This window comes from Streptomyces sp. NPDC053542, from assembly GCF_044544685.1.
In the GTDB taxonomy this organism is placed as follows: domain Bacteria; phylum Actinomycetota; class Actinomycetes; order Streptomycetales; family Streptomycetaceae; genus Streptomyces.
In genome coordinates, this window is the sequence record NZ_JBITXL010000007.1 from 145093 (window position 1) to 163408 (window position 18316).

Here is an 18316-nt window from a genome sequence, read left to right on the forward strand (position 1 = left end):
ACAGGAGCATCCGCACATGACCACCCTGTCCCTGGCCACCATCCTCGCCGAGGCCGCCCGGCGCCGCCCCGACCACCTCGCGCTCGTCGAGGGCGAGCGGCGGATCACCTTCGCGGAGCTGTGGCGGCAGGCCAGGACGCAGGCGGCGGCGCTCGGCGCGCTCGGCGTACGGCCCGGTGACAAGGTCGCCCTGATGGCGCCGAACACCGCCGAATTCCCCCGCGCGTACTACGCGATCCTCGCCGCGGGCGCCGTCGTGGTCCCCGTCCACCTGCTGCTCTCCGCGGGCGAGGTGGCGCACGTCCTCCGGGACAGCGGCGCGAAGCTGCTGCTCTGCCACGCCGGCCGGGCCGCGACCGGCGGCGAGGCCGCGGCCGCCACGGGCGCGCGGATGGTCACGATCGGGCCCGAGGTCCGGGTGCCGGGCGCGGACGGCCGCCTGGAGGACCTCGCCGAGACCGTCGAGCCGCTGCCGGCCTACGTCACCCGCGAGGCCGAGGACCCGGCCGTGGTCTTCTACACCAGCGGCACGACGGGCGTCCCGAAGGGCGCCGTGCTCACCCACCTCAGCCTGGTCATGAACGCGACCACCAACGCCTTTGACTCGCACGAGGTGCGCCCTGACGACATCACCCTGGGCGCGCTGCCGCTGTACCACACCTTCGGGCAGACGGCGAGCATGAACTCCATGTGGCGGCGCGGCGCGACGCTCGTCCTGCAGCCGCGCTTCGACGCCGCCGCGGCCCTGGAGCTGATGGTGCGCGAGGGCGTCACCACCTTCCAGGGCGTCCCGACGATGTACGTACGGCTGCTGGAGGCCGCGGGCACGGCGGCCGAACTGCCCAGACTGCGGCGGTGCGTCTCGGGCGGCGCCTCGCTCCCGGTACCGGTGCTGGAGAAGTTCACCGAGGTCTTCGACGCACCGGTCTACGAGGGCTACGGGCTCTCCGAGACCTCGCCGACCGCGGCCGTCAACCAGCGGGTCTTCGGCACCCGTGCGGGCACGGTGGGCCACGCGGTCTGGGGCGTCGACGTGGAGATCGCCGCGCCCGAGCCCGCCGACCGCATCGACCTGCTGCCCGCCGGCGAGCTCGGCGAGGTCGTGGTGCGCGGCCACAACGTCTTCGCGGGCTACCTCGGCCGCCCGGAGGAGACCGCGGCGGCGCTTGTCGACGGCTGGTTCCGCACCGGGGACCTCGGCACCAAGGACGCCGACGGGTTCCTCCGTATCGTCGACCGCAAGAAGGACCTGATCATCCGGGGCGGCTTCAACGTCTACCCGCGCGAGGTCGAAGAGGTGCTGCTGCGCCACCCCGGCATCGCCGAGGCCGCGGTCATCGGCCTGCCGCACCCCACGCACGGCGAGGAGGTCTGCGCCGTGATCATCCGCGACGAGCACGCGGACCCGGCCCCCACCGCCGAGGAGATCATCGGCTGGTCGAAGGAGCGGCTGGCCAAGTACAAGTACCCGCGCCGCGTCGAGTTCGTCGACGCCTACCCGCTCGGGCCCAGCCACAAGGTCCTCAAGCGCGAGCTGCGTAAGCAGTTCACGGATGCGCCCTAGCCCCAGAGGTTCTCAGTCCGGCGCCGGCTGCCGCAGGGCCCTGGTGCGCAGGGCCAGCAGGGCCTCGAAGCGGAAGGCCGGGTCCGCGAGGCGGTCGCCGAAGAGGGTGTCCAGGCGGCGCAGCCGCTTGCGGGCCGTCTGCGGGTGGATGCCCAGCGCCCCGGCCACCTCGGGAGCCGTGCGGCCCCAGGACATCAGCAGCGCGTCCAGCGTCTCCGCCAGCCGAGCGGCGGTGCCGGCCGGCAGACCGGCGAGCGCGCCGAGCAGCCGGTCGCCCAGCAGCCGCCCGACGGGCGCCGACCCGAGGAGATGCACGTCGGCGAGCGGGATCAGCTCACCGACCGCCTGGAACTCCGGCTCCGCCGCCGCGGCGTACCGGGGGTGCCCCATCGCGAGCCGGACGCAGTGGTGGGAGACCCAGGCGTCGGCCGGCGGGACGGCCGGTCCGAGCACGGTCCGGCGCCCGCGCAGCGCGTTCCGCACGGGGCCGAGCAGCCCGCCGTCCTCCGGCTCGGGCACGACGAGCACCAGGTCGCCGCCGCGCGGCAGGACCAGCACGTCCTCGTGCAGGCCGCGGGGGGCCGGCTGGGCGGCACCGGGGGTGGGCCGGGCGATCAGTACGGCGACGCTCTTGGGCAGCGGCCACCGGGCGCGCGCCGCGAGCGCCCGCAGCCGTTCGGGCGCCGGGCCCCGCGCGCCTTCCAGCAGCGCCTCGGCCAGCGCGCGCCGGCCGCGCTGCACCTCGCCCTCGGTCCGCGACTGGGCCGCGCCGAAGCCGCGGACCGCCTCGTTGGACAGCGCGTTGATGTGCGTCAGTACGGCCTCGTGCAGCGGCAGGACGACGTCGGGCGGCAGCGCGGCGGTGCGGGCGAGCTCCGCGTAGCGCCGGCTGCCGACCCGGGCGCCGACCCGGAAGGCGGCCTGCAGCCCGTCCGTCGTCCGGCCGTTGAGGAACTCCACCCGCCCCAGGTGCCGGAAGTGCGCGACGTGGTGGTCCTGGCGGCTGTCCGGGTGCTCCGTCAGCTCGGCGAACTGGCGCAGCGCGCGGCGCACCGCGCCGAACAGGTCCCGGCCGAGCGGGGAGTCCAGCGGCCGCCGGTAAGCGGGCACCTCCTCGCGGATCACGTCGACCATGTCGCCGGCGATCTCCCCGATCCGCGGGCGGATCAATGTGCCCAGCACCGGCGGGAGTTCGTGCCACGGACGGCGGCTGAAGGTCTGCTCCGGTGCCTGCATCGATGGTCTCCCTGGGTGAGGTCCGCCCGCGCGGGCGGTGGTCCGAAGGGCTGTGCACGGTGAGCCGCGACGCCGCCGGAGTGTCAGGGGGGTGACACCTTTGCGCGCCGGACGCGGTGTTCCTCTGGTGCGTCCCGGGCCGCGAGGACAGCGTGGTGACGACGTTACGCGTCGGTAGCTTCCGAGTGACTCGGCCGAAACGAGTTGTGACGGAAATCCCGCGCGCCGCGTCCGCACCTCCTTGTCCTGCCCACCGTCCCTGCCGGCTCCGACCGGCAAGAGGGGAACGATCCATGCGCAGAAACGGGACCATGCGCGCACCGCGCCGGCGCCGGCTGACGGCCGTTGCCGTGGGCCTCGCCGTGGCGGGCGGCCTCGGCCTGTCCGGCGCGACGGCCGACCGGTCGTCGGCGGCACCCACGACCGCCTCCGCGCCCGACCTCACGACCGCCGCCCCTGAGGTCGGAACAGCGACGGCCGGAACCGCGGCGGCCGAGCCCGAAGGCCCGCCGCAGAGCGACTTCCTGTCCGCCTTCTTCTACTCGGCGGCACACCCGGCGGCCGTCCCCGCCGGCGCCAACGACTGGGCCTGCAAGCCGGACCAGGCGCACCCCCGCCCGGTCGTCCTCGTCCACGGCACCTTCGAGAACCGCTACGACAACTGGGCGGCCCTGGCCCCGAAGCTGAAGGACGCGGGGTACTGCGTCTACGCCCTCAACCACGGAGGCGACGAAGGGCAGCCGGTCCTGGGCACCGGCGACATCCCCGCGTCCGCCGGGCAGCTCGCCGCCTTCGTCGACAAGGTGCGCGCCGCGACCGGCGCCGACCGGGTCGATCTGGTCGGCCACTCGCAGGGCGGCCTGCTGCCCCGCTACTACCTCGGCCGGCTCGGCGGCGCGGCGAAGGTCGACAAGCTGGTGGCGCTGGTGCCCTCCAATCACGGCACCTCGCTGGCCGGCCTCGCGCTGCTCGCCCGCGCGATCCCCGGCGCCGAGGACGCGCTGGGCGCGGGCTGCCCCGCCTGCCGCCAGCAGCTGACCGGCTCGGACTTCCTCAAGGAGCTCAACGCCGGCGGCGAGACGCAGCCGGGCGTCACGTACACGGTCATCACCACCCGGTACGACGAGGTGGTCACCCCCTACACCTCGGCCTTCCTCGAGCCGGGGCCGAACGTCACCAAGGCAACCCTCCAGGACGTCTGTCCGGCGAACGCCACCGAGCACATCGGCATCAGCTACGACAGGGCCGCGACCCGGCTCGTCCTCAACGCCCTCGACCCGGCACACGCACAGCGGCCCGTCTGCTGACGCCCGTACGGCCGGCCGCGCGCACCCCGCGCGGTCGGCCGGCCACCGTCCCGCACCCCCGCTCTCCTGCTGGGTCTTCTCACGAGACGGTCCGCGTCTTCCGTATCCTGGCCGCATGAGGCGGACATCCTTTGCCCACTGGCCCTGCTCGATCGCGCGCACGATGGATCTGCTGGGCGACTGGTGGACGCCGCTGGTGCTGCGCGAGGCGTTCTACGGAATCCGGCGGTTCGACGCGTTCCAGGAGTCGCTGGGGATCGCCCGCAACACGCTGACGGACCGGCTGCGCCGACTGGTGGACGAGGGGCTGCTGGAGAAGCGGCCGTACCAGACCGAGCCCGTGCGGTACGACTACGTCCTCACCGAGAAGGGGCGCGACTTCTACACCGTGCTGCTGGCCATGAACCGGTGGGGCGACCGCTGGCTGGCCGGTGAGCAGGGCCCGCCGGTCGTCTTCCGGCACGACCCGTGCGGGCACGACAGCCACGCCGAGGTGGTCTGCGCCGACTGCGGCGAGCCGATGACGGCCGGGAACACCCACGCCCGGATGGGCCCCGGCTATCCGCCGAAGCTGGCCGAACGGCCGGACGTACGGGAGCGGTTCGGGCACTGAGCCGGCACTGAGCCACCACGCCGCATCGGCGGTGCTTGCCCTTGACAGGTAAGTCTATCTACGCAACTTTGGAGGTCAAAGCCCCGGCAAGGGGTGGTGCTGAGGAGGCTTGCCAGGCATGGAGTGGACGGGTGCGCGGTATGCGGACGGGCCGACGGTCGAAGCGGCCACCTGGATCGGAGCCCCGCCGGAACGGGTGTGGGAGCTGGTGTCCGACATCGGGCTGATGCCGGAGCTGAGCGCCGAACTGCGGTCGGCGCAGTGGCTGGACGGCGCGTCGGGGCCGGCCCTCGGGGCCCGTTTCACCGGTCACAGCGCCCATGAGGCGCTGGGGGAGTGGCAGACCACCTCGTACGTCGTGGAGTGCGACCCGCCACGCGCCTTCGCCTGGGCCGTCGAGGACCCCCAACACCCCTCCGCCACCTGGCGGTTCACCCTCGTCCCCGAGGACGGCGGCACCCGGCTGCGGCAGTGGGTCCGGCTGGGGCCCGGCCGGTCGGGGCTCTCGCGGGCCATCGAGCGGATGCCGGAGAAGGAGCAGAAGATCGTCTTCGTACGGCTGCGGGAGTTCGAGCGGAACATCACCGCCACGCTCGACGCGCTCAGGGAACGGGCCGAGCGCAGCGCTTCCGGACAGGCGGCCGGCTGATGCGTACCGCGACGACGATCGAGGCGTCCGGCGGCCCCTGGCCGGAGCTGGTGGACTACGTCACCGAGGCCGAGAAGCTGGGCATGGACATCTGCTGGGTGGCCGAGGCATGGGGCGCGGAGGCCCCCTCCCCGCTGGGCTACCTCGCCGCGCGCACCGAGCGCATGCTGCTCGGCTCGGGCATCATCCAGCTCGGTACGCGCACCCCGATGGCCATCGCCCGCGCCGCGATCACCCTCTCGCAGATCTCGGAGGGGCGTTTCCTGCTGGGGCTCGGTCCGTCCGGGCCGCAGGTGATCGAGGGGCTGCACGGCGTGCCGTTCGCCCGGCCGCTCCGCCGCATGCGGGAGACCGTCGAGATCGTGCGGCAGGCCGCGTCCGGCGAGAAGATCAGCTACTCCGGGCGGGAGTTCACCATCCCGCTGCCGGGCGGCGAGGGCCGCCCGATGCGCCTGTCGATGCGCGCCGAGCACGACATCCCGGTCTACCTCGCCACCCTCTCGCCGAAGACGCTGCGGCTGACCGGCGAGATCGCCGACGGCTGGCTGGGCACCTCCTTCGTGCCCGAGGGAGCCGAGGAGGCGTACTTTGACCACCTGGACGCGGGGCTGGCCGCAGCGGGCCGCACCCGCGCGGAGCTGGACGTCTGCCAGGGCGCCGAGGTGGCGTTCGCCGAGGACGAGGGCGCGCTGCGCGCGATGGTGGCCGGGCGCAAGAAGGAACTGGCCTTCAGCCTCGGCGGCATGGGCTCGGCGAGTACGAACTTCTACAACCGCGCCTACAGCCGCCAGGGCTGGGCCGAGGCCGCGGCCGAGGTACGGGAGCGCTGGCAGGCCGGCGACCGGGAGGGCGCGGCCGCGCTGGTCACCGACGAGATGGTGCTCGGCACGACGCTCATCGGGACGGTGGACATGGTCCGCGCCCGGCTGCGGGTCTGGCAGGCCGCGGGTGTCGACACCGTACGGCTGTACCCCGCAGGCGACACCCTCGACGCCCGGCTGGCCACCCTCGGCCGCGCCCTGGACCTCGTACGGGAGGCGACGGCCGAGGCCGGGTAACCCCTGACCAGAAGCGTCAGAAGCCCACCGTCCCGTCGATGCCCTCGCGCAGGAAGTCGGCGTGGCCGTTGTGACGGGCGTACTCGTGGATGACGTGCAGCATGACGAAGCGGAGCGACACGTCCGCGTCCCGGCGCGCCCAGTGGCCGGTCACCTCGAGCGAGGGCGCCGCCGCTTCGATCCGCCGGGCATGCGCGACCTCGGCCTCCCAGGCCGCGAACGCCTCGGAACGGGTGGCGCCGCTCGCGTCGTACGCGGCCTGGCGGTCCTCGGGAGACCAGAGGAGAGGGATGTCCTCGGCGTTGATCACCTGGCGGAACCAGGTGCGTTCCACCTCCGCCAGGTGCCGCACCAGGCCGAGCAGGGTCAGCGTGGACGGCGGCATGGAGCGGCGGCGCAGTTCCTCGTCGGTCAACCCCGCGCACTTCCTCGCGAGCGTGGCGCGATGGAAGTCGAGGAAGCCGCGGAGCATCTCCCGCTCCCCGCCCCGCAGCGGCGGGAAGGCGCGGTCGTCCATGATCGGCGGCTGTCCGGTGGTCGCCGGCTGTTCGCTGGTCACTGGCGGTCTCTCCTCCCCATGCCGCGCCCCTGTGGCGGCGGCTCCGGCGTGAGGTTAGCCCGCCTCCGTCTTCGCCGCCGGAACTTCCTCGGCCCGCTTGCCCAGCGCGCTGTGCCGCCGGCCGTAACCGAAGTACAGCGCGAGGCCCGCCGCGAGCCAGACCAGGAAGCCGATCCAGGTGATGACCTGGAGGTTGAGCATCAGGTAGAGGCAGCAGAGGAGCGAGACGAGGGGGATGAAAGGCACCCAGGGCGTACGGAACGCGCGGGGCAGGTCGGGGGCCGTGCGCCGGAGGATCAGCACGCTCGCGGAGACCGCGGCGAACGCGAACAGCGTCCCGATGTTGACCATCTCGGCGAGCAGGTCGAACTTCAGGAACGCGGCCAGGCAGGCCATGATGACGCCCAGCACCCACAGGTTGATCTTCGGCGTGCCGTGCTTGGGGTCGACCTTGCACAGCGCCTTCGGCAGCAGGCCGTCGCGGGCCATCGCGAAGACGACCCGGCTCTGGGAGCGGAAGCAGATCAGGCTCACGGCGGTCAGGCCGACCACCGCGCCCACGCTGATGACCGTGGCGAAGCCCGGGTGCCCCTTGGCCGTGAAGGCGTCCGCGAGCGGTGCCTGCACCGACAGCTCCGAGTAGTGCTGCATACCGGTGACCACCAGGCACACCGCGACGTAGAGCACGGTGACGATGACCAGCGAGGCGATGATGCCGATCGGCAGGTCGCGCTGCGGCTTGCGGGTCTCCTCGGCGGTGGTGGCGACCATGTCGAAGCCGATGTACGCGAAGAAGACCATGGCGGCGGCGCTCAGGATGCCGGCCACGCCGAACGCGGTCGGGGTGATGCCGGTGAGCACCTGCAGCAGCGGGGCCTGGAGGCCGGAGACCTTGCCGGTCGGCTGGGCGTCGGGCACGAAGGGGTGGTAGTTCGCGGTGTCGATCAGGAACGCGCCCGCGATGATCACCAGCAGCACGATGGCGAGCTTGATCGCGACGAGCACGTTCGTGACGCCCTTGGACAGCTTGCCGCCCGCGATGAGCACACCGGTCAGTACGAGGATGAGCAGCGCGGCCGGCAGGTTCATCACCGAGCCGTCGCCGCCGCTCAGCGCCGCCGGCAGATGCACGCCGATGCCGTTGAGCATGGAGCTCAGATAGCCGGACCAGCCGACCGCGACCACCGAGGTGGCCAGCGTCAGTTCCAGGCTCAGCGCCCAGCCGATGATCCAGGCGGGCAGCTCGCCGAGCGAGGTGTAGGAGTAGGAGTACGCGGACCCGGCGACCGGCACCGAGGACGCGAATTCCGCGTAACACAGCGCGGCGCAGGCGCAGACCGCGGCGGCGACGACGAAGGAGAGCGCCACGGCGGGGCCGGCCATGTTCCGGGCCACCGTGCCGGTCAGTACGAAGATTCCGGTGCCGAGAATGACACCCACCCCGAGGATCGTGAGATCCAGCGCGGAAAGATCACGGCGAAGGCGTTGTTCGCCTTCTCCGCGAGCCTCCTTCAGCGCGCGTTCCAGGGGCTTTTTTCGCAGCAGACTCACGGTGTTTATCCGAACTCTCTGGGTTACCCGGGAACAAAGGGTGGTGTTCCCGACGAGGGAGTGTCGGACAGCCGCGCAGCTCACCGCAACGCGACTCCCTGCTGTCTCACATCGTGATACGTCTTGTCCGTGCCGGTATTTCCCCGGTCACCGCACCGTGGTCACATTCCTGATGATCACATGACCGTGCCGATGTGCCACGGCACGAATTCCTCCTCGCCGTATTCCATCGATTCGCTCTTCGTGGGCTCACCCGAGGCGACCGCGAGGACGCGTTCGAAAATAGCCCGCCCCGTTTCCTCGACGGTGTTGGTGCCGTCGATGATGCCGCCGGTATTGATGTCCATGTCGTCGGTCATGTGCGCGTACAACGGGGAGTTGGTGGCGAGTTTCAGGCTCGGTACGGGAGCGCAGCCGAAGGCCGAGCCGCGGCCTGTCGTGAAGCACACGACATTCGCGCCGCCGGCGACGATGCCGGTCACCGAGACCGGGTCGTAGCCGGGGGTGTCCATGAAGACGAAGCCCTTGGACGTGACCGGTGCCGCGTAGTCGACCACGTCGGCGAGGGCCGTCGTGCCGCCCTTGGCGACCGCGCCGAGCGACTTCTCCAGGATGGTGGTGAGGCCGCCCGCCTTGTTGCCGGGGGAGGGGTTGTTGTCCATCGACCCGCCGTTCTTCGCGGTGTACTCGCGCCACCACGCGATCCGCTCCAGCAGCTTCTCGCCGACCTCCTTCGTGACGGCGCGGCGCACGAGCAGGTGCTCCGTGCCGTAGATCTCCGGCGTCTCGCCGACGATGCCGGTGCCGCCGTGCCGGACCAGCCGGTCGACCGCGTTGCCGAGCGCGGGGTTGGCGGTGATGCCGGAATACGAGTCGGAGCCGCCGCAGTTGGTGCCGAGGATCAGCTCGCCTGCCGGCACGGTCGTGCGGCGGGCGCGGTCGGCGGCCGGCAGCATGGCGGTCAGCCGCTCGACGCCGGCCGCCACGGTCTTCTTCGTACCGCCGAGCTCCTGGATCGTGCTCGCGGAGACCTGTAGATCCGCACGGAGCGGCAGCCCGTCGGTCAGTGCCGCGATCTGGTTGTCCTCGCAGCCCAGCCCGAGGAGCAGGAAGCCGGCGAAGTTCGGGTGCGTCAGGTAGCCGCGCAGGACGCGCCGCAGTACCTCGATGCCCTCGCCGTCCGCGGCGAGCCCGCAGCCCTGGCCGTGGGTGAGCGCCACGACGCCGTCGATGTGGTCGTAGTCGTCCAGGACGCCGGAGTACCGCAGCCGTGCGGCGATCTGTTTCGCGGCGGTGGCCGAGCAGTTGACGCTGGTGAGGATCCCCAGGTAGTTCCGGGTGCCGACCGAGCCGTCGGCGCGCGCATAGCCCTGGAAGGTGGCGCGTTCGGACTCCGGCAGCAGCTCCGTCGGCCGGGCGTCCACGGCGAACTCGTAGCCGCGCTCGAACTCCCGGTACTCCAGGTTGTGCAGATGGACATGGTCGCCGGGCGCGATGTCCGCCGCCGCGAAGCCGATGACCTGGCCGTACCGCAGCACGGGCGCGCCCCGACGGACGGCGCGCAGCGCGATCTTGTGTCCGCGTGCCACGTCGTCCCGCAGCAGTACGGTCTCGCCGCCCGCGTCGACGGTGCTGCCCGCCGGGGTGTCGGCCGTCGCGACCGCGACGTCGTCCTGGGGCTGGAGGCGGAGGGCGCGGGCGGCTGCGGGCGGGACCATGAGCACCTCGTTACGTGGGCGGGGCGGCCGGCGGGCCGGGTCTGCTGATGCGCTCTCAGGTATGCCCGTACACCCGCTCATTGACGCCGCTCAGAAGGCGGCTTTACGCTCCCGCTCAGTAGGTCGGACAACGTTCGATATTTCGAATGCGAACGCGATCAGAGAGGCTCCCATGCTGACGACGCCCCTGAGCGGTGTGATCCCCGTCGTCCCGACGGTCTTCGACGACGAGGAGGAGCTGGACCTCGCCGGGCTGGCCCGGGTCGTCGACTACCTCATCGACGGCGGCGCCGACGCGCTGTGCGTCCTCGCCAACTACTCCGAGCAGTTCTCGCTGACGGACGAGGAACGCGACCAGGTGTGCCGTACCGTCCTCGAACGCGCCGCGGGCCGCGTCCCGACGGTCGTGACGACCAGCCACTACAGCGCCCGCGTCGCGGCCCGCCGCAGCCGCGAGGCGCAGGCGATGGGCGCCGACATGATCATGCTGATGCCGCCGTTCTTCGGCGCCACGATGGCCGTTCCCGAGGCGGCGCTGACCGATTACTTCACCACCGTGGCCGCCGCCACCGACCTCCCGCTCATGGTCCAGGACGCCCCCATGTCCACCACGCCGCTGCCCGTCGGCGTCCTCGTCCACCTGATCAAGGAGGTGCCGCAGCTGCGGTACGCCAAGATCGAGACGCCGGGCGCCGCCGACAAGCTCCGTACCCTCATCGCCGCGGTCGGCGACCGGCTGGAGGGCCCGTTCGACGGCGAGGAGGCCGTCACGCTCATACCGGACCTGGACGCCGGCGCGGTCGGCACGATGTCCAGCTCGACCGTGCCCGACCGGCTCGGCCGGATCGTGCGGCAGTACCACGCGGGCGACCGGGCCGGGGCGGTCGCGGACTGGGAGGAGCTGCTGCCGCTGATCCACTACGAGAACCGGCAGTGCGGACTGCGCGCGCAGAAGATCCTCATGGCCGAGGGCGGCATCATCGCCTCGGACCGCACCCGCGCGCCCTTCGGCCCGGTACCGCCCGCGACCCGCGCCGGCCTCCTCGAACTGGCCCGCCGCCACGACCCGTTGGTACTGCGCTGGGCGCGGTGAGCGGCCGCGCGCGGGAGCCCGTACTCAGCCGGTCGCGGTGCCGCCGGCCGTGGGGCCGGGGGACCGCAGCGGCCGTACCGGGAGGTCGGCGACCAGCCGGCCGTCCTGGTCCTCCACCAGCAGCGACTTGATGGCGTCCCGGGCCATCGCGGTCATCATGCGGGTCCGGGCGCCGGGACCGGGCGCGGTGAGGCTGCCGGCGGGTACGCGATTCCCGTCGGCGTCGGCCGTCATCATCCGGTACGTCCGGCCGGGCGTGAGCCCGGACAGCGACACCGGTACCTCGGTGCCCCACGGGTGCGGGATCATCAGCCCCTCGCGGGCCACCGTGACGACGTCCACCGGGCCGCTGTCCCGGTCGTGCACGGCCACCGGCACCAGGAACGCGATGGCGGCCAGCACGGCGGCGGCCGCCAGGAGGGCGGCCCGGCGCGCACGCCGGGGGCGGGGCCGGGACGCGGGGACCGGCAGGGACGAGGGCGGCGGTTCCGGCGAGGGGAGCGGTTCCGGCGAGGGAAACGGGAGGAGCGCGGACGCGGGCAGCCGTGACGGCGCACCCTCCGCGCGCTCGAACGTCCGCACCACCCGGCGCACGCCTTCGCACTCGGCCGCGCACTCCTCGCACCCGGCCAGATGCCGGGTCAGGGCCGCCGGCAGCGGGCGTCCCAGCAGCAGGAGTTCGGTCGCCTGCGAACGGACCGCCTGGCACAGGGCACTCATGGGGCCAGCCATCCGTTCTCCTCCAGGATGCTCCGTAGCGCGCGGACACCGTAGTACAGCCTGCTGCGCATGGTGGCCGCCGGGATGCCGAGCTCGGCGGCGAGGGCCGCGCAGGTCCGGCCGAGGAAGTAGACCTCCACGACGGCCTGCCGCTGATCGTCGGAGAGCCGCAGCAGCGCCTCGTCCAGCTCGATGCGGGTCAGCAGGTGGTCGAAGACGTCGGTGCGGACCGGCTCCGGCTCCCGCTGCTCGCGGCGGTCCGCGCGGTCGCGCACGGACCGGCGGCGCACGGCGTCCACCACCGCGTTGCGGGCGATGGCGAAGAGCCAGGTGCGCAGCGTCGCGCGGGCCGCGTCGAAGCCGTCCGCCGCGCGCCAGGCGCGGATGAAGGTCTCCTGGACCACGTCCTCGGCGAGCTGGTGATCGCCCAGCGCGTTGAACGCGAAGCCGTACAGTTCACCGCCGTACCGCTGGTAGGCGGTCCGTACGTCCGCCTCCCCGTCCAGCGTCTCCCCGTCCAGCGTCTCCCCGGCAGCCGCGGGCCCGTTCCCGGCCGGCGGCTTGGCGCCGGGTGCGTCGGCCGTCCTGCCGGGTGCGTCGGCCGTCCCGCGGCGGCGCACGCGCCGGAGCAGCCCGCCCACTACCGGCTCCGCCCCGGAAGTCCCGCCCACCGCACACGCATGCGCCCGTCCTCCTCCAACGCCGAGAGTCGATCACCGTCCCAGGGAGTACGCGGCACGGACGCTCCGCGTTGAAGCCACCGAGGAAAATCTTCAGGAATCCTCTACCAGGACGACGTGGCTGAGGTACCGGCTCCCGAGGCCGACGAGCAGGGTGGCCTTGCCGTGGTCCAGGCGTACTTCGATACGGCCGTGGCGGTGCGCGTCGGTGGCGAGGTTCAGCAGGTCCGAGGCGCAGCCGACGCTGAGGAAGTGCAGCCGGGAGAGGTCCACGACCAGCCGGCCGTCGTGCGCCGAGCGCTTGAACGCCTCGCGCAGCGCGGAGATCCACTCGATCTGGGTGGCCATGTCGGCCTCCCCGACCAGCCGGACGAGGCCCGCCGCGTGCAGCGCGCGCAGCGACCCCGGCCCGTCGAGCAGGTCGTGCGGATGGGCCGCGTGCATGGCGTCGAGCACCGCCGGCTCGAAAGCGCTCGTGTCGTACGCGCAGACCTCGCTGTAGACGCGGGTGGCGAAGAGCTGCGCCGCGTTCTCCTCGCGGGCCATCACCTCCTCCACGTCCGCGCCGAGGTCGGCGATCCAGCGCATGTCGATGTACGCGCGCAGCCCGGCGAAGCGCTTGGCGAGCGCGCCGGTGATCTCCTCCTGGATGCGCTGCCGCTGGCGGGCGGCGGAGAAGCGGTCGTCGGGGAGGAGCAGCGTGCGCATGCTGGCGAACACCAACTGGCCGCGGGCGCAGACGTGGTCGAGCGAGGGACCGTGCTCCTCCAGCCGCTCCCGCACCGTGTCGCGGTCGGCCTGCGGCGCGGGGCAGATGATGACCTTCTCGCCGCGTGCCAGCCCCGTCCACGTGTACGCGGCGACCAGGTCCCACCTGGGCCGGTCGGTGTACCGGCAGAATGCGTGGTCCCCGGCCCGCAGCCGCTGTACGGGCAGTGTGCCGCGCCGCGTCGCCTCCCCGGCCATCGTCCGCCGCCCTCCGACCGCACCACCGTCCGGACTGTGCCGTACGCCAACCTCAGCAGAACGTAGACGACCGCGTGCGTCCCGCGGCGAGTCGTGCGCCAACTGCGCGACTGTGCGCGGCTGTGCAAGAAAACCGCTGCCCTGGGCCCGCCACCCGAACGAAACCGGTGCCGAACCCGAACTAAAGCCGTCAGCTCGTGTCCACCGTCCCGCGGCATTGACCGCGGCCCTCCAGCCCCTTACGTTCACCGTCCGGCGCGCCGCACGGAACGCGCGCCGCCGGCTTTCCGAAGGAGGCCCAGGTGTCCGTCACCATCTGTTCGTTGCTGTGGGACGCGAAACGGCACGGCGCACGCACCCAGAAGATCTCCTACGACTCCGACGGCTACCACCTCGTCCGCTTCCCGTACGGCGCGTCGGACGAGAGCTACGACCCGTGGCGGATGCACGACCCGGCCAACGGCGGCGGCGAGCCCTCGGTCTTCCCCGACGCCCGCTCCGGACTGATATGGCCCAGCCACGAGGGCTGGGGCGTGCTCTCCGCGATGGTCTTCTGGGCCGCCGACTCCCGCCCCAACGAGTACCGCGCCCGCTTCGTCCGCGACCCCCTGAACAGCGCCGGCGGCTATGACTCCACGGCCACGACGGACACCTGGAAGACGGGCGGCGGCCAGTACAAGACCTACATGTGGCAGATCTTCGTCCACCCCGGCACCCCGATCGGCCTCAAGATCTCCGCCCGCGGCAGCGGCGACACCAAGGTCCCGGCCCCGATCACCCACGCCCAGTTCAAACTGGCCATCCACACGGACGTGAAGCGGCCCTGAAAGACGGGCTGAACTGGCCTGATGCCCTGTGCCTGGCGGGGCCGAACGTGCCGACTCGGAAGGGGGAGGCGTAGTCCTTCGATGGCGCCTTCCCTGCCGGGCTACCGGCGCATCTCCGTTCCGCCGGAACGCGTCGGAGGCTGGACAAGCGAACCCGAAGAGCGTTCCTGGTCCGGGCCGCGGTGGCTAGTCGGGGAGGGCCAGGCCCTCGTGGACGACCGCATGGGCGAGGTCGCTGAGATCGATGCCACGGCTGTGGGCGTGGGCGCGCAGCCGGTCGAGCGCGTGGTCGGCGGAGAGGTGGTGGCGCTGCATGATCACACCGACTGCCTGGTGGACGGCTGCCTGGCGCGGTGTGAAGCGGAGGAAGGGGGGATCGTCCTCGGGCGCGGAGGTACAGGCGGCTTGGAGGAGGAGTTGGGCGGCTTCCAGGTGGATGTGGGCGGTGTGTTGGTCGGCTGGTGACAGCGGGCCGGACCGGTCGCGGTACAGGGACAGGACGATGCCCGCCCGGTCTGCGAAGCGGGGGTGGGATGCGGCGGGCAGGGCGAATGCCGCATGGATTCCCCGGTCCTGGGCCTGACTGGCGAAGATGGGCCACAGCCGCACGGTGCCGGGGTCGGTCAGATCAGCCGCGAGTACCGTGGCCCGCTGCTGCAGCGCCTGCACGCACGGCCCCTCGCCCAGGTTGATCTGCAGCGTCTCACCCGCGTCGGCCAGCGGGCCGTCGCCGCACAGCGAGATCCGGCGGGCCAGCGCGGCATCCGCAGCCAGCGTCAGCCCTACCGAGCAGGGAGGCTGCAGCGCCGCCCGGCACGCGGCGGCGATGGAGCCCGGCCCGTCGTGGTGGCGGGCAAGGTAGTGGGCCAACCTCGCGGCCTCCGGCCGCGGGGGCCTCACGGGAAGCTCAGAACACAGTTGTTGAGGCCGCCAGCGGCCCAGAGTGTGTCCATCGGTACGGTTCCGGTCTCCGGCACTCACCGCCGAACTGCCCGATCGGAAGCCAATGTCAGGGTAGCCAAGCAGAGCAACAGCATCATGTGCGGGCAGCAGTGCCAGCCTACGCCCAACCCCACCGCAATGGCCGTGCGGAGGCGCGGGCTCAAGGCTTCCGTGCGAGGCACCTCGTGGCGAGGCGGACGCAGGCATTCGGCCAGGCTGAAAGGGCCGCGCCCGGGGCGTAGTCTGGCCGCAGGACAGCGCTGGTATTCCGGGTGGTCGCCACCCAGACCCCGTGTATGACGCTTCCGGTCCGGTCGCTGACATCGACTACCGGAGGCTGCTGTGCCCATTCCGCCGTTACCGGCAACAGGCCCGCCCGCACCGGACGGGCCCGCGCCTCCGTCCCGTGAGATGCGGGTGACCGCCGCGCTGATCGACGTGGCCGACACCCTGGTCGCCGACTTCGACCCCGCCGACTTCCTGTACCGCGTCGCCGAACACTGCATGGATCTCCTGGACATCGGCGACGCCGGGGTGATGCTGGCCGCCCGCGGCGGCCCGCTGCGCCTGGTCGCCACCACCTCCGAACAGGTCCGTCTCGTAGAGCTCTTCGAACTCGACGCCCGCGAGGGCCCCTGCTTCAGCGCCTACCGCGACGGCGCCGCCGTCGACCACTTGGACCTGACCGCCCCGTCCCGCTGGCCGGACTTCAGCGCTCGCGCGCACCGCGCCGGCTACCGCTCCGTGCATGCCAGTCCGATCCGGCTGAGAGCGGAGATCATCGGCGTGCTGAACCTCTTCCGCCGGGCCACCGGCCCCCTGCCCGAGGCCGACCGCCACCTCGCCCGGGCCCTGGCCGATTCCACCGCGATCTCCCTGCTCCAGCAGACCGCTCTGGACCATCACCGCACACTGAGCACACAGCTCCAAGGCGCCCTGAATACCCGCACGGTCATCGAGCAGGCGAAGGGCTATCTCTCCTCCCATCACGCCATCGATCCCGCCGCTGCCTTCCAGCGCCTGCGCGCCCACGCCCGCCATCACCGGATCCGCATCGTCGACCTGTCCCGCGACATCATCGACGGCACCGGTGCCCTTCCCCTTCCGCCCGACGAGGAGAGCCCCCGGCGGGACGGGAGAGCACCCTGAGCCGAAGGCCCGTTACTCGGTCCCGGGGCCGGGGAGGGTGGCGACGAGGATCTGTGCGGCCGGGGTGATGTTGTCGGCGCGCACGGCGCGGGCCATCGCTTCGCGGGCGGCGTCGGCGGTGGCGTCCGGAGGAACCACCAGCAGGGCGAAGTGGTCCTTGTCGCCGCGGGTGACGAGGACGGTGTCGTCGCCGACCGGGTCGGAGTCGAGGTGTACGACGCGGTCGTCGATGACCAGGCGGGTGGGGAGGCTCTCCCAGGCGGAAGCGTCGAGACCGACCCGGGTGATCGGCCCGAGGTGCTCGGTCAGCGCATTGATCAGTTGGGGCAGTTCCGTTTCGATGTTCCTTGTGCGCGGCCACCACGCGCCGTCCAGGACTCCCTGCCGGGACCGTGTGGTCTCCAACCGCAGCAGCGCGATACCGGGCTTCACCGCCCGGTGGATCGCGTCCGGCAGGAGCAGAGGCGTCTTGGGGGTGTCGAAGTCAGCCATGATGCATACCGACCCTCCAGGGGCACGGCCGTCACCTCGTCGCAGGACTGGCTCCGATGCAGGTGTCCGGTCGTCCGAGGTGTACGAGTACGCCCTGTTCATACGTTACTCCCGTCGCTCCGCCCCGCCGCCCGCCAGAGCGAACCCGCCCTGCCACGCATCCCGAAAACGCCTGGTCGCATCGGTTAAAGGCGGCTTAACGGGCGTACACTGAAAAAACCGGGAGTATTTCGCACACCGGCTTCCACGCGGGTGTCATTTCCGGCGACCACAAGAAGCCGGGTTGCCGTCAGGGCCGCCCGGGGGCAGGTCGGCAGCCATGACCACCACCCTCGACCGGACCACGCCCCGCGACGTCGCCACTGCGCTCCCGGCGCGCCTGTCGCTCACTCCGACGACCACGCTCGCCGGCCAGCTCGACGGGGCCTGGTGGCCCCGCTCACGCGACCTCGAAGCCGAACTTCCGCCGCTCGCCGCCGCGCTCGACGAAGCCTGGGGCCGCATCACACGCGTCACCGTGAACCCCACCCGTTGGCCCGTCGTCCCGCGCAGGGTTCCGGTGGCCGGGCACACACTGCACGTGGGCTGGTTCACCGAACAGCACCCCGACAAGCTGATCCTGCTCTCCTACACCATCGGCCGCTGGGACCTGCTGGTGATCCCGCCCGAGACCGAGCCCTCGGCCGCGGCCCGGTTGATGACCGCCGCCGCGATCCCCGGCAGTGTCCGGACCGCAGGCGCGCTGATGGCCGACGAGGCCGTCATCGGGCAAGGCATCCGGGACGCCCGACGCCGGGAAGCCACCTGGGAAACCGAGGGCGGGGCCTGCATGTCCCCCCTCGGGATCCCGATGGGCTAGCACGCCCTGCCCCTGCCGAACCTCCCGGCCAGGCCAATGACACGAGGCGTCGAGCCCCTCGCACAGACACCGTTCGGTGAGCACGTGCCCCTCCCGGCCGGGGCGCGAGGGCGAGGCGCCGCAGCGCATGCTCGCCGGCCTCTCGCCCACTCCGTCGGTACGTCGTCGAGCGGGCTCCCTCTGACGGCAGCATGTGCAGAGCGTTCAGGTACCGCGGTTCCGGCCAAAGGCTCGGCCGGCGCCCCCGTCCGCGGACCAGGCGGTCCGTGGGTCGAGTGGTGCCTCCGGCAGGGGCGCCGTCCGATGTCAGGGGATCGCTGCAGCCCGGCAGTG

General features: G+C 72.2%; 18 protein-coding genes. 9 read left to right on the forward strand and 9 right to left on the reverse strand.

The window, feature by feature from the left end; translation table 11 throughout:
• Window positions 1-16 precede the first annotated feature (16 nt).
• Window positions 17-1564: a long-chain fatty acid--CoA ligase gene (locus tag ACIGXO_RS21140; RefSeq protein ID WP_399788860.1), complete on the forward strand. Its 1548-nt coding sequence runs from the start codon at window positions 17-19 to the stop codon at window positions 1562-1564.
• A gap of 12 nt (window positions 1565-1576) precedes the next feature.
• Here the strand turns inward: ACIGXO_RS21140 and ACIGXO_RS21145 are convergent, their stop codons facing one another.
• Window positions 1577-2800 (reverse strand): helix-turn-helix domain-containing protein, encoded by a 1224-nt coding sequence (locus ACIGXO_RS21145; protein ID WP_399788862.1) that lies wholly within the window; start codon window positions 2798-2800, stop codon window positions 1577-1579.
• Between the two features lie 311 nt (window positions 2801-3111).
• On the opposite strand from ACIGXO_RS21145, the gene ACIGXO_RS21150 reads away from it, so the two are divergent.
• The 4 genes from ACIGXO_RS21150 to ACIGXO_RS21165 all read left to right on the forward strand — a co-directional run bounded on the left by ACIGXO_RS21150 (window position 3112) and on the right by ACIGXO_RS21165 (window position 6427).
• On the forward strand, window positions 3112-4107 hold the full coding sequence (locus tag ACIGXO_RS21150; RefSeq protein ID WP_399788865.1) for an esterase/lipase family protein: 996 nt from the start codon (window positions 3112-3114) through the stop codon (window positions 4105-4107).
• A gap of 115 nt (window positions 4108-4222) precedes the next feature.
• Entirely contained in the window at window positions 4223-4720 is a 498-nt protein-coding gene (locus ACIGXO_RS21155; RefSeq protein ID WP_399788868.1) for a winged helix-turn-helix transcriptional regulator, read from the forward strand.
• 118 nt (window positions 4721-4838) lie between these two features.
• Entirely contained in the window at window positions 4839-5369 is a 531-nt protein-coding gene (locus ACIGXO_RS21160; RefSeq protein WP_399788870.1) for an SRPBCC family protein, read from the forward strand.
• Window positions 5369-6427, forward strand: a complete 1059-nt coding sequence (locus ACIGXO_RS21165; protein WP_399788874.1) for an LLM class flavin-dependent oxidoreductase — start codon at window positions 5369-5371, stop codon at window positions 6425-6427. The genes ACIGXO_RS21160 and ACIGXO_RS21165 overlap by 1 nt, the downstream gene beginning before the upstream one ends.
• Window positions 6428-6443: 16 nt before the next feature.
• Here ACIGXO_RS21165 and ACIGXO_RS21170 read toward each other — a convergent pair whose 3' ends face one another.
• The 3 genes from ACIGXO_RS21170 to ACIGXO_RS21180 form a co-directional block, all read right to left on the reverse strand.
• Window positions 6444-6944 (reverse strand): DinB family protein, encoded by a 501-nt coding sequence (locus tag ACIGXO_RS21170; protein WP_399789672.1) that lies wholly within the window; start codon window positions 6942-6944, stop codon window positions 6444-6446.
• 96 nt (window positions 6945-7040) lie between these two features.
• A complete protein-coding gene (locus ACIGXO_RS21175) occupies window positions 7041-8513 on the reverse strand; it encodes an amino acid permease (RefSeq protein WP_399789674.1) in 1473 nt (490 codons plus the stop codon).
• Window positions 8514-8713: 200 nt separating this feature from the next.
• A complete protein-coding gene (locus ACIGXO_RS21180) occupies window positions 8714-10255 on the reverse strand; it encodes a UxaA family hydrolase (protein WP_399788877.1) in 1542 nt (513 codons plus the stop codon).
• Between the two features lie 172 nt (window positions 10256-10427).
• On the opposite strand from ACIGXO_RS21180, the gene ACIGXO_RS21185 reads away from it, so the two are divergent.
• Window positions 10428-11348 (forward strand): dihydrodipicolinate synthase family protein, encoded by a 921-nt coding sequence (locus ACIGXO_RS21185; protein ID WP_399788880.1) that lies wholly within the window; start codon window positions 10428-10430, stop codon window positions 11346-11348.
• Window positions 11349-11372: 24 nt separating this feature from the next.
• On the opposite strand, the gene ACIGXO_RS21190 is transcribed toward ACIGXO_RS21185, so the two are convergent.
• From ACIGXO_RS21190 to ACIGXO_RS21200, 3 genes are all read right to left on the reverse strand, one after another.
• Window positions 11373-12080, reverse strand: a complete 708-nt coding sequence (locus ACIGXO_RS21190) for a hypothetical protein (RefSeq protein WP_399788883.1) — start codon at window positions 12078-12080, stop codon at window positions 11373-11375.
• Complete coding sequence (locus ACIGXO_RS21195; RefSeq protein ID WP_399788886.1) at window positions 12065-12739, reverse strand: sigma-70 family RNA polymerase sigma factor; 675 nt, start codon at window positions 12737-12739, stop codon at window positions 12065-12067. Before ACIGXO_RS21195 ends, ACIGXO_RS21190 begins: the two co-directional genes overlap by 16 nt.
• Before the next feature lie 102 nt (window positions 12740-12841).
• The gene (locus ACIGXO_RS21200; RefSeq protein ID WP_399788888.1) at window positions 12842-13714 is read right to left on the reverse strand and encodes an MEDS domain-containing protein; all 873 of its coding nucleotides are present in this window, start codon (window positions 13712-13714) and stop codon (window positions 12842-12844) included.
• Window positions 13715-14016: 302 nt separating this feature from the next.
• Here ACIGXO_RS21200 and ACIGXO_RS21205 point away from each other — a divergent pair, with 302 nt between their 5' ends.
• The gene (locus ACIGXO_RS21205) at window positions 14017-14541 is read left to right on the forward strand and encodes a hypothetical protein (RefSeq protein ID WP_399788891.1); all 525 of its coding nucleotides are present in this window, start codon (window positions 14017-14019) and stop codon (window positions 14539-14541) included.
• A 186-nt stretch (window positions 14542-14727) separates the two neighbouring features.
• Here ACIGXO_RS21205 and ACIGXO_RS21210 read toward each other — a convergent pair whose 3' ends face one another.
• The gene (locus tag ACIGXO_RS21210) at window positions 14728-15411 is read right to left on the reverse strand and encodes an ANTAR domain-containing protein (RefSeq protein WP_399788893.1); all 684 of its coding nucleotides are present in this window, start codon (window positions 15409-15411) and stop codon (window positions 14728-14730) included.
• 483 nt (window positions 15412-15894) lie between these two features.
• Here ACIGXO_RS21210 and ACIGXO_RS21215 point away from each other — a divergent pair, with 483 nt between their 5' ends.
• On the forward strand, window positions 15895-16632 hold the full coding sequence (locus tag ACIGXO_RS21215) for a GAF and ANTAR domain-containing protein (RefSeq protein ID WP_399788896.1): 738 nt from the start codon (window positions 15895-15897) through the stop codon (window positions 16630-16632).
• Window positions 16633-16644: 12 nt separating this feature from the next.
• Here ACIGXO_RS21215 and ACIGXO_RS21220 read toward each other — a convergent pair whose 3' ends face one another.
• Window positions 16645-17124 (reverse strand): DUF5994 family protein, encoded by a 480-nt coding sequence (locus ACIGXO_RS21220; protein WP_399788898.1) that lies wholly within the window; start codon window positions 17122-17124, stop codon window positions 16645-16647.
• 319 nt (window positions 17125-17443) lie between these two features.
• Here ACIGXO_RS21220 and ACIGXO_RS21225 point away from each other — a divergent pair, with 319 nt between their 5' ends.
• Entirely contained in the window at window positions 17444-17983 is a 540-nt protein-coding gene (locus tag ACIGXO_RS21225) for a DUF5994 family protein (RefSeq protein WP_399788901.1), read from the forward strand.
• Window positions 17984-18316: the final 333 nt, after the last annotated feature.

Excerpts from the sequence above, each read along its gene's own strand:
- ACIGXO_RS21140 (WP_399788860.1), top strand. The coding sequence starts at position 17 with ATGACCACCCTGTCCCTGGCCACCATCCTCGCCGAGGCCGCCCGGCGC.
- ACIGXO_RS21145 (WP_399788862.1), bottom strand. The coding sequence starts at position 2,800 with ATGCAGGCACCGGAGCAGACCTTCAGCCGCCGTCCGTGGCACGAACTC.
- ACIGXO_RS21150 (WP_399788865.1), top strand. The coding sequence starts at position 3,112 with ATGCGCGCACCGCGCCGGCGCCGGCTGACGGCCGTTGCCGTGGGCCTC.
- ACIGXO_RS21155 (WP_399788868.1), top strand. The coding sequence starts at position 4,223 with ATGAGGCGGACATCCTTTGCCCACTGGCCCTGCTCGATCGCGCGCACG.
- ACIGXO_RS21160 (WP_399788870.1), top strand. The coding sequence starts at position 4,839 with ATGGAGTGGACGGGTGCGCGGTATGCGGACGGGCCGACGGTCGAAGCG.
- ACIGXO_RS21165 (WP_399788874.1), top strand. The coding sequence starts at position 5,369 with ATGCGTACCGCGACGACGATCGAGGCGTCCGGCGGCCCCTGGCCGGAG.
- ACIGXO_RS21170 (WP_399789672.1), bottom strand. The coding sequence starts at position 6,944 with ATGGACGACCGCGCCTTCCCGCCGCTGCGGGGCGGGGAGCGGGAGATG.
- ACIGXO_RS21180 (WP_399788877.1), bottom strand. The coding sequence starts at position 10,255 with ATGGTCCCGCCCGCAGCCGCCCGCGCCCTCCGCCTCCAGCCCCAGGAC.
- ACIGXO_RS21185 (WP_399788880.1), top strand. The coding sequence starts at position 10,428 with ATGCTGACGACGCCCCTGAGCGGTGTGATCCCCGTCGTCCCGACGGTC.
- ACIGXO_RS21190 (WP_399788883.1), bottom strand. The coding sequence starts at position 12,080 with ATGGCTGGCCCCATGAGTGCCCTGTGCCAGGCGGTCCGTTCGCAGGCG.
- ACIGXO_RS21200 (WP_399788888.1), bottom strand. The coding sequence starts at position 13,714 with ATGGCCGGGGAGGCGACGCGGCGCGGCACACTGCCCGTACAGCGGCTG.
- ACIGXO_RS21215 (WP_399788896.1), top strand. The coding sequence starts at position 15,895 with ATGCGGGTGACCGCCGCGCTGATCGACGTGGCCGACACCCTGGTCGCC.
- ACIGXO_RS21220 (WP_399788898.1), bottom strand. The coding sequence starts at position 17,124 with ATGGCTGACTTCGACACCCCCAAGACGCCTCTGCTCCTGCCGGACGCG.
- ACIGXO_RS21225 (WP_399788901.1), top strand. The coding sequence starts at position 17,444 with ATGACCACCACCCTCGACCGGACCACGCCCCGCGACGTCGCCACTGCG.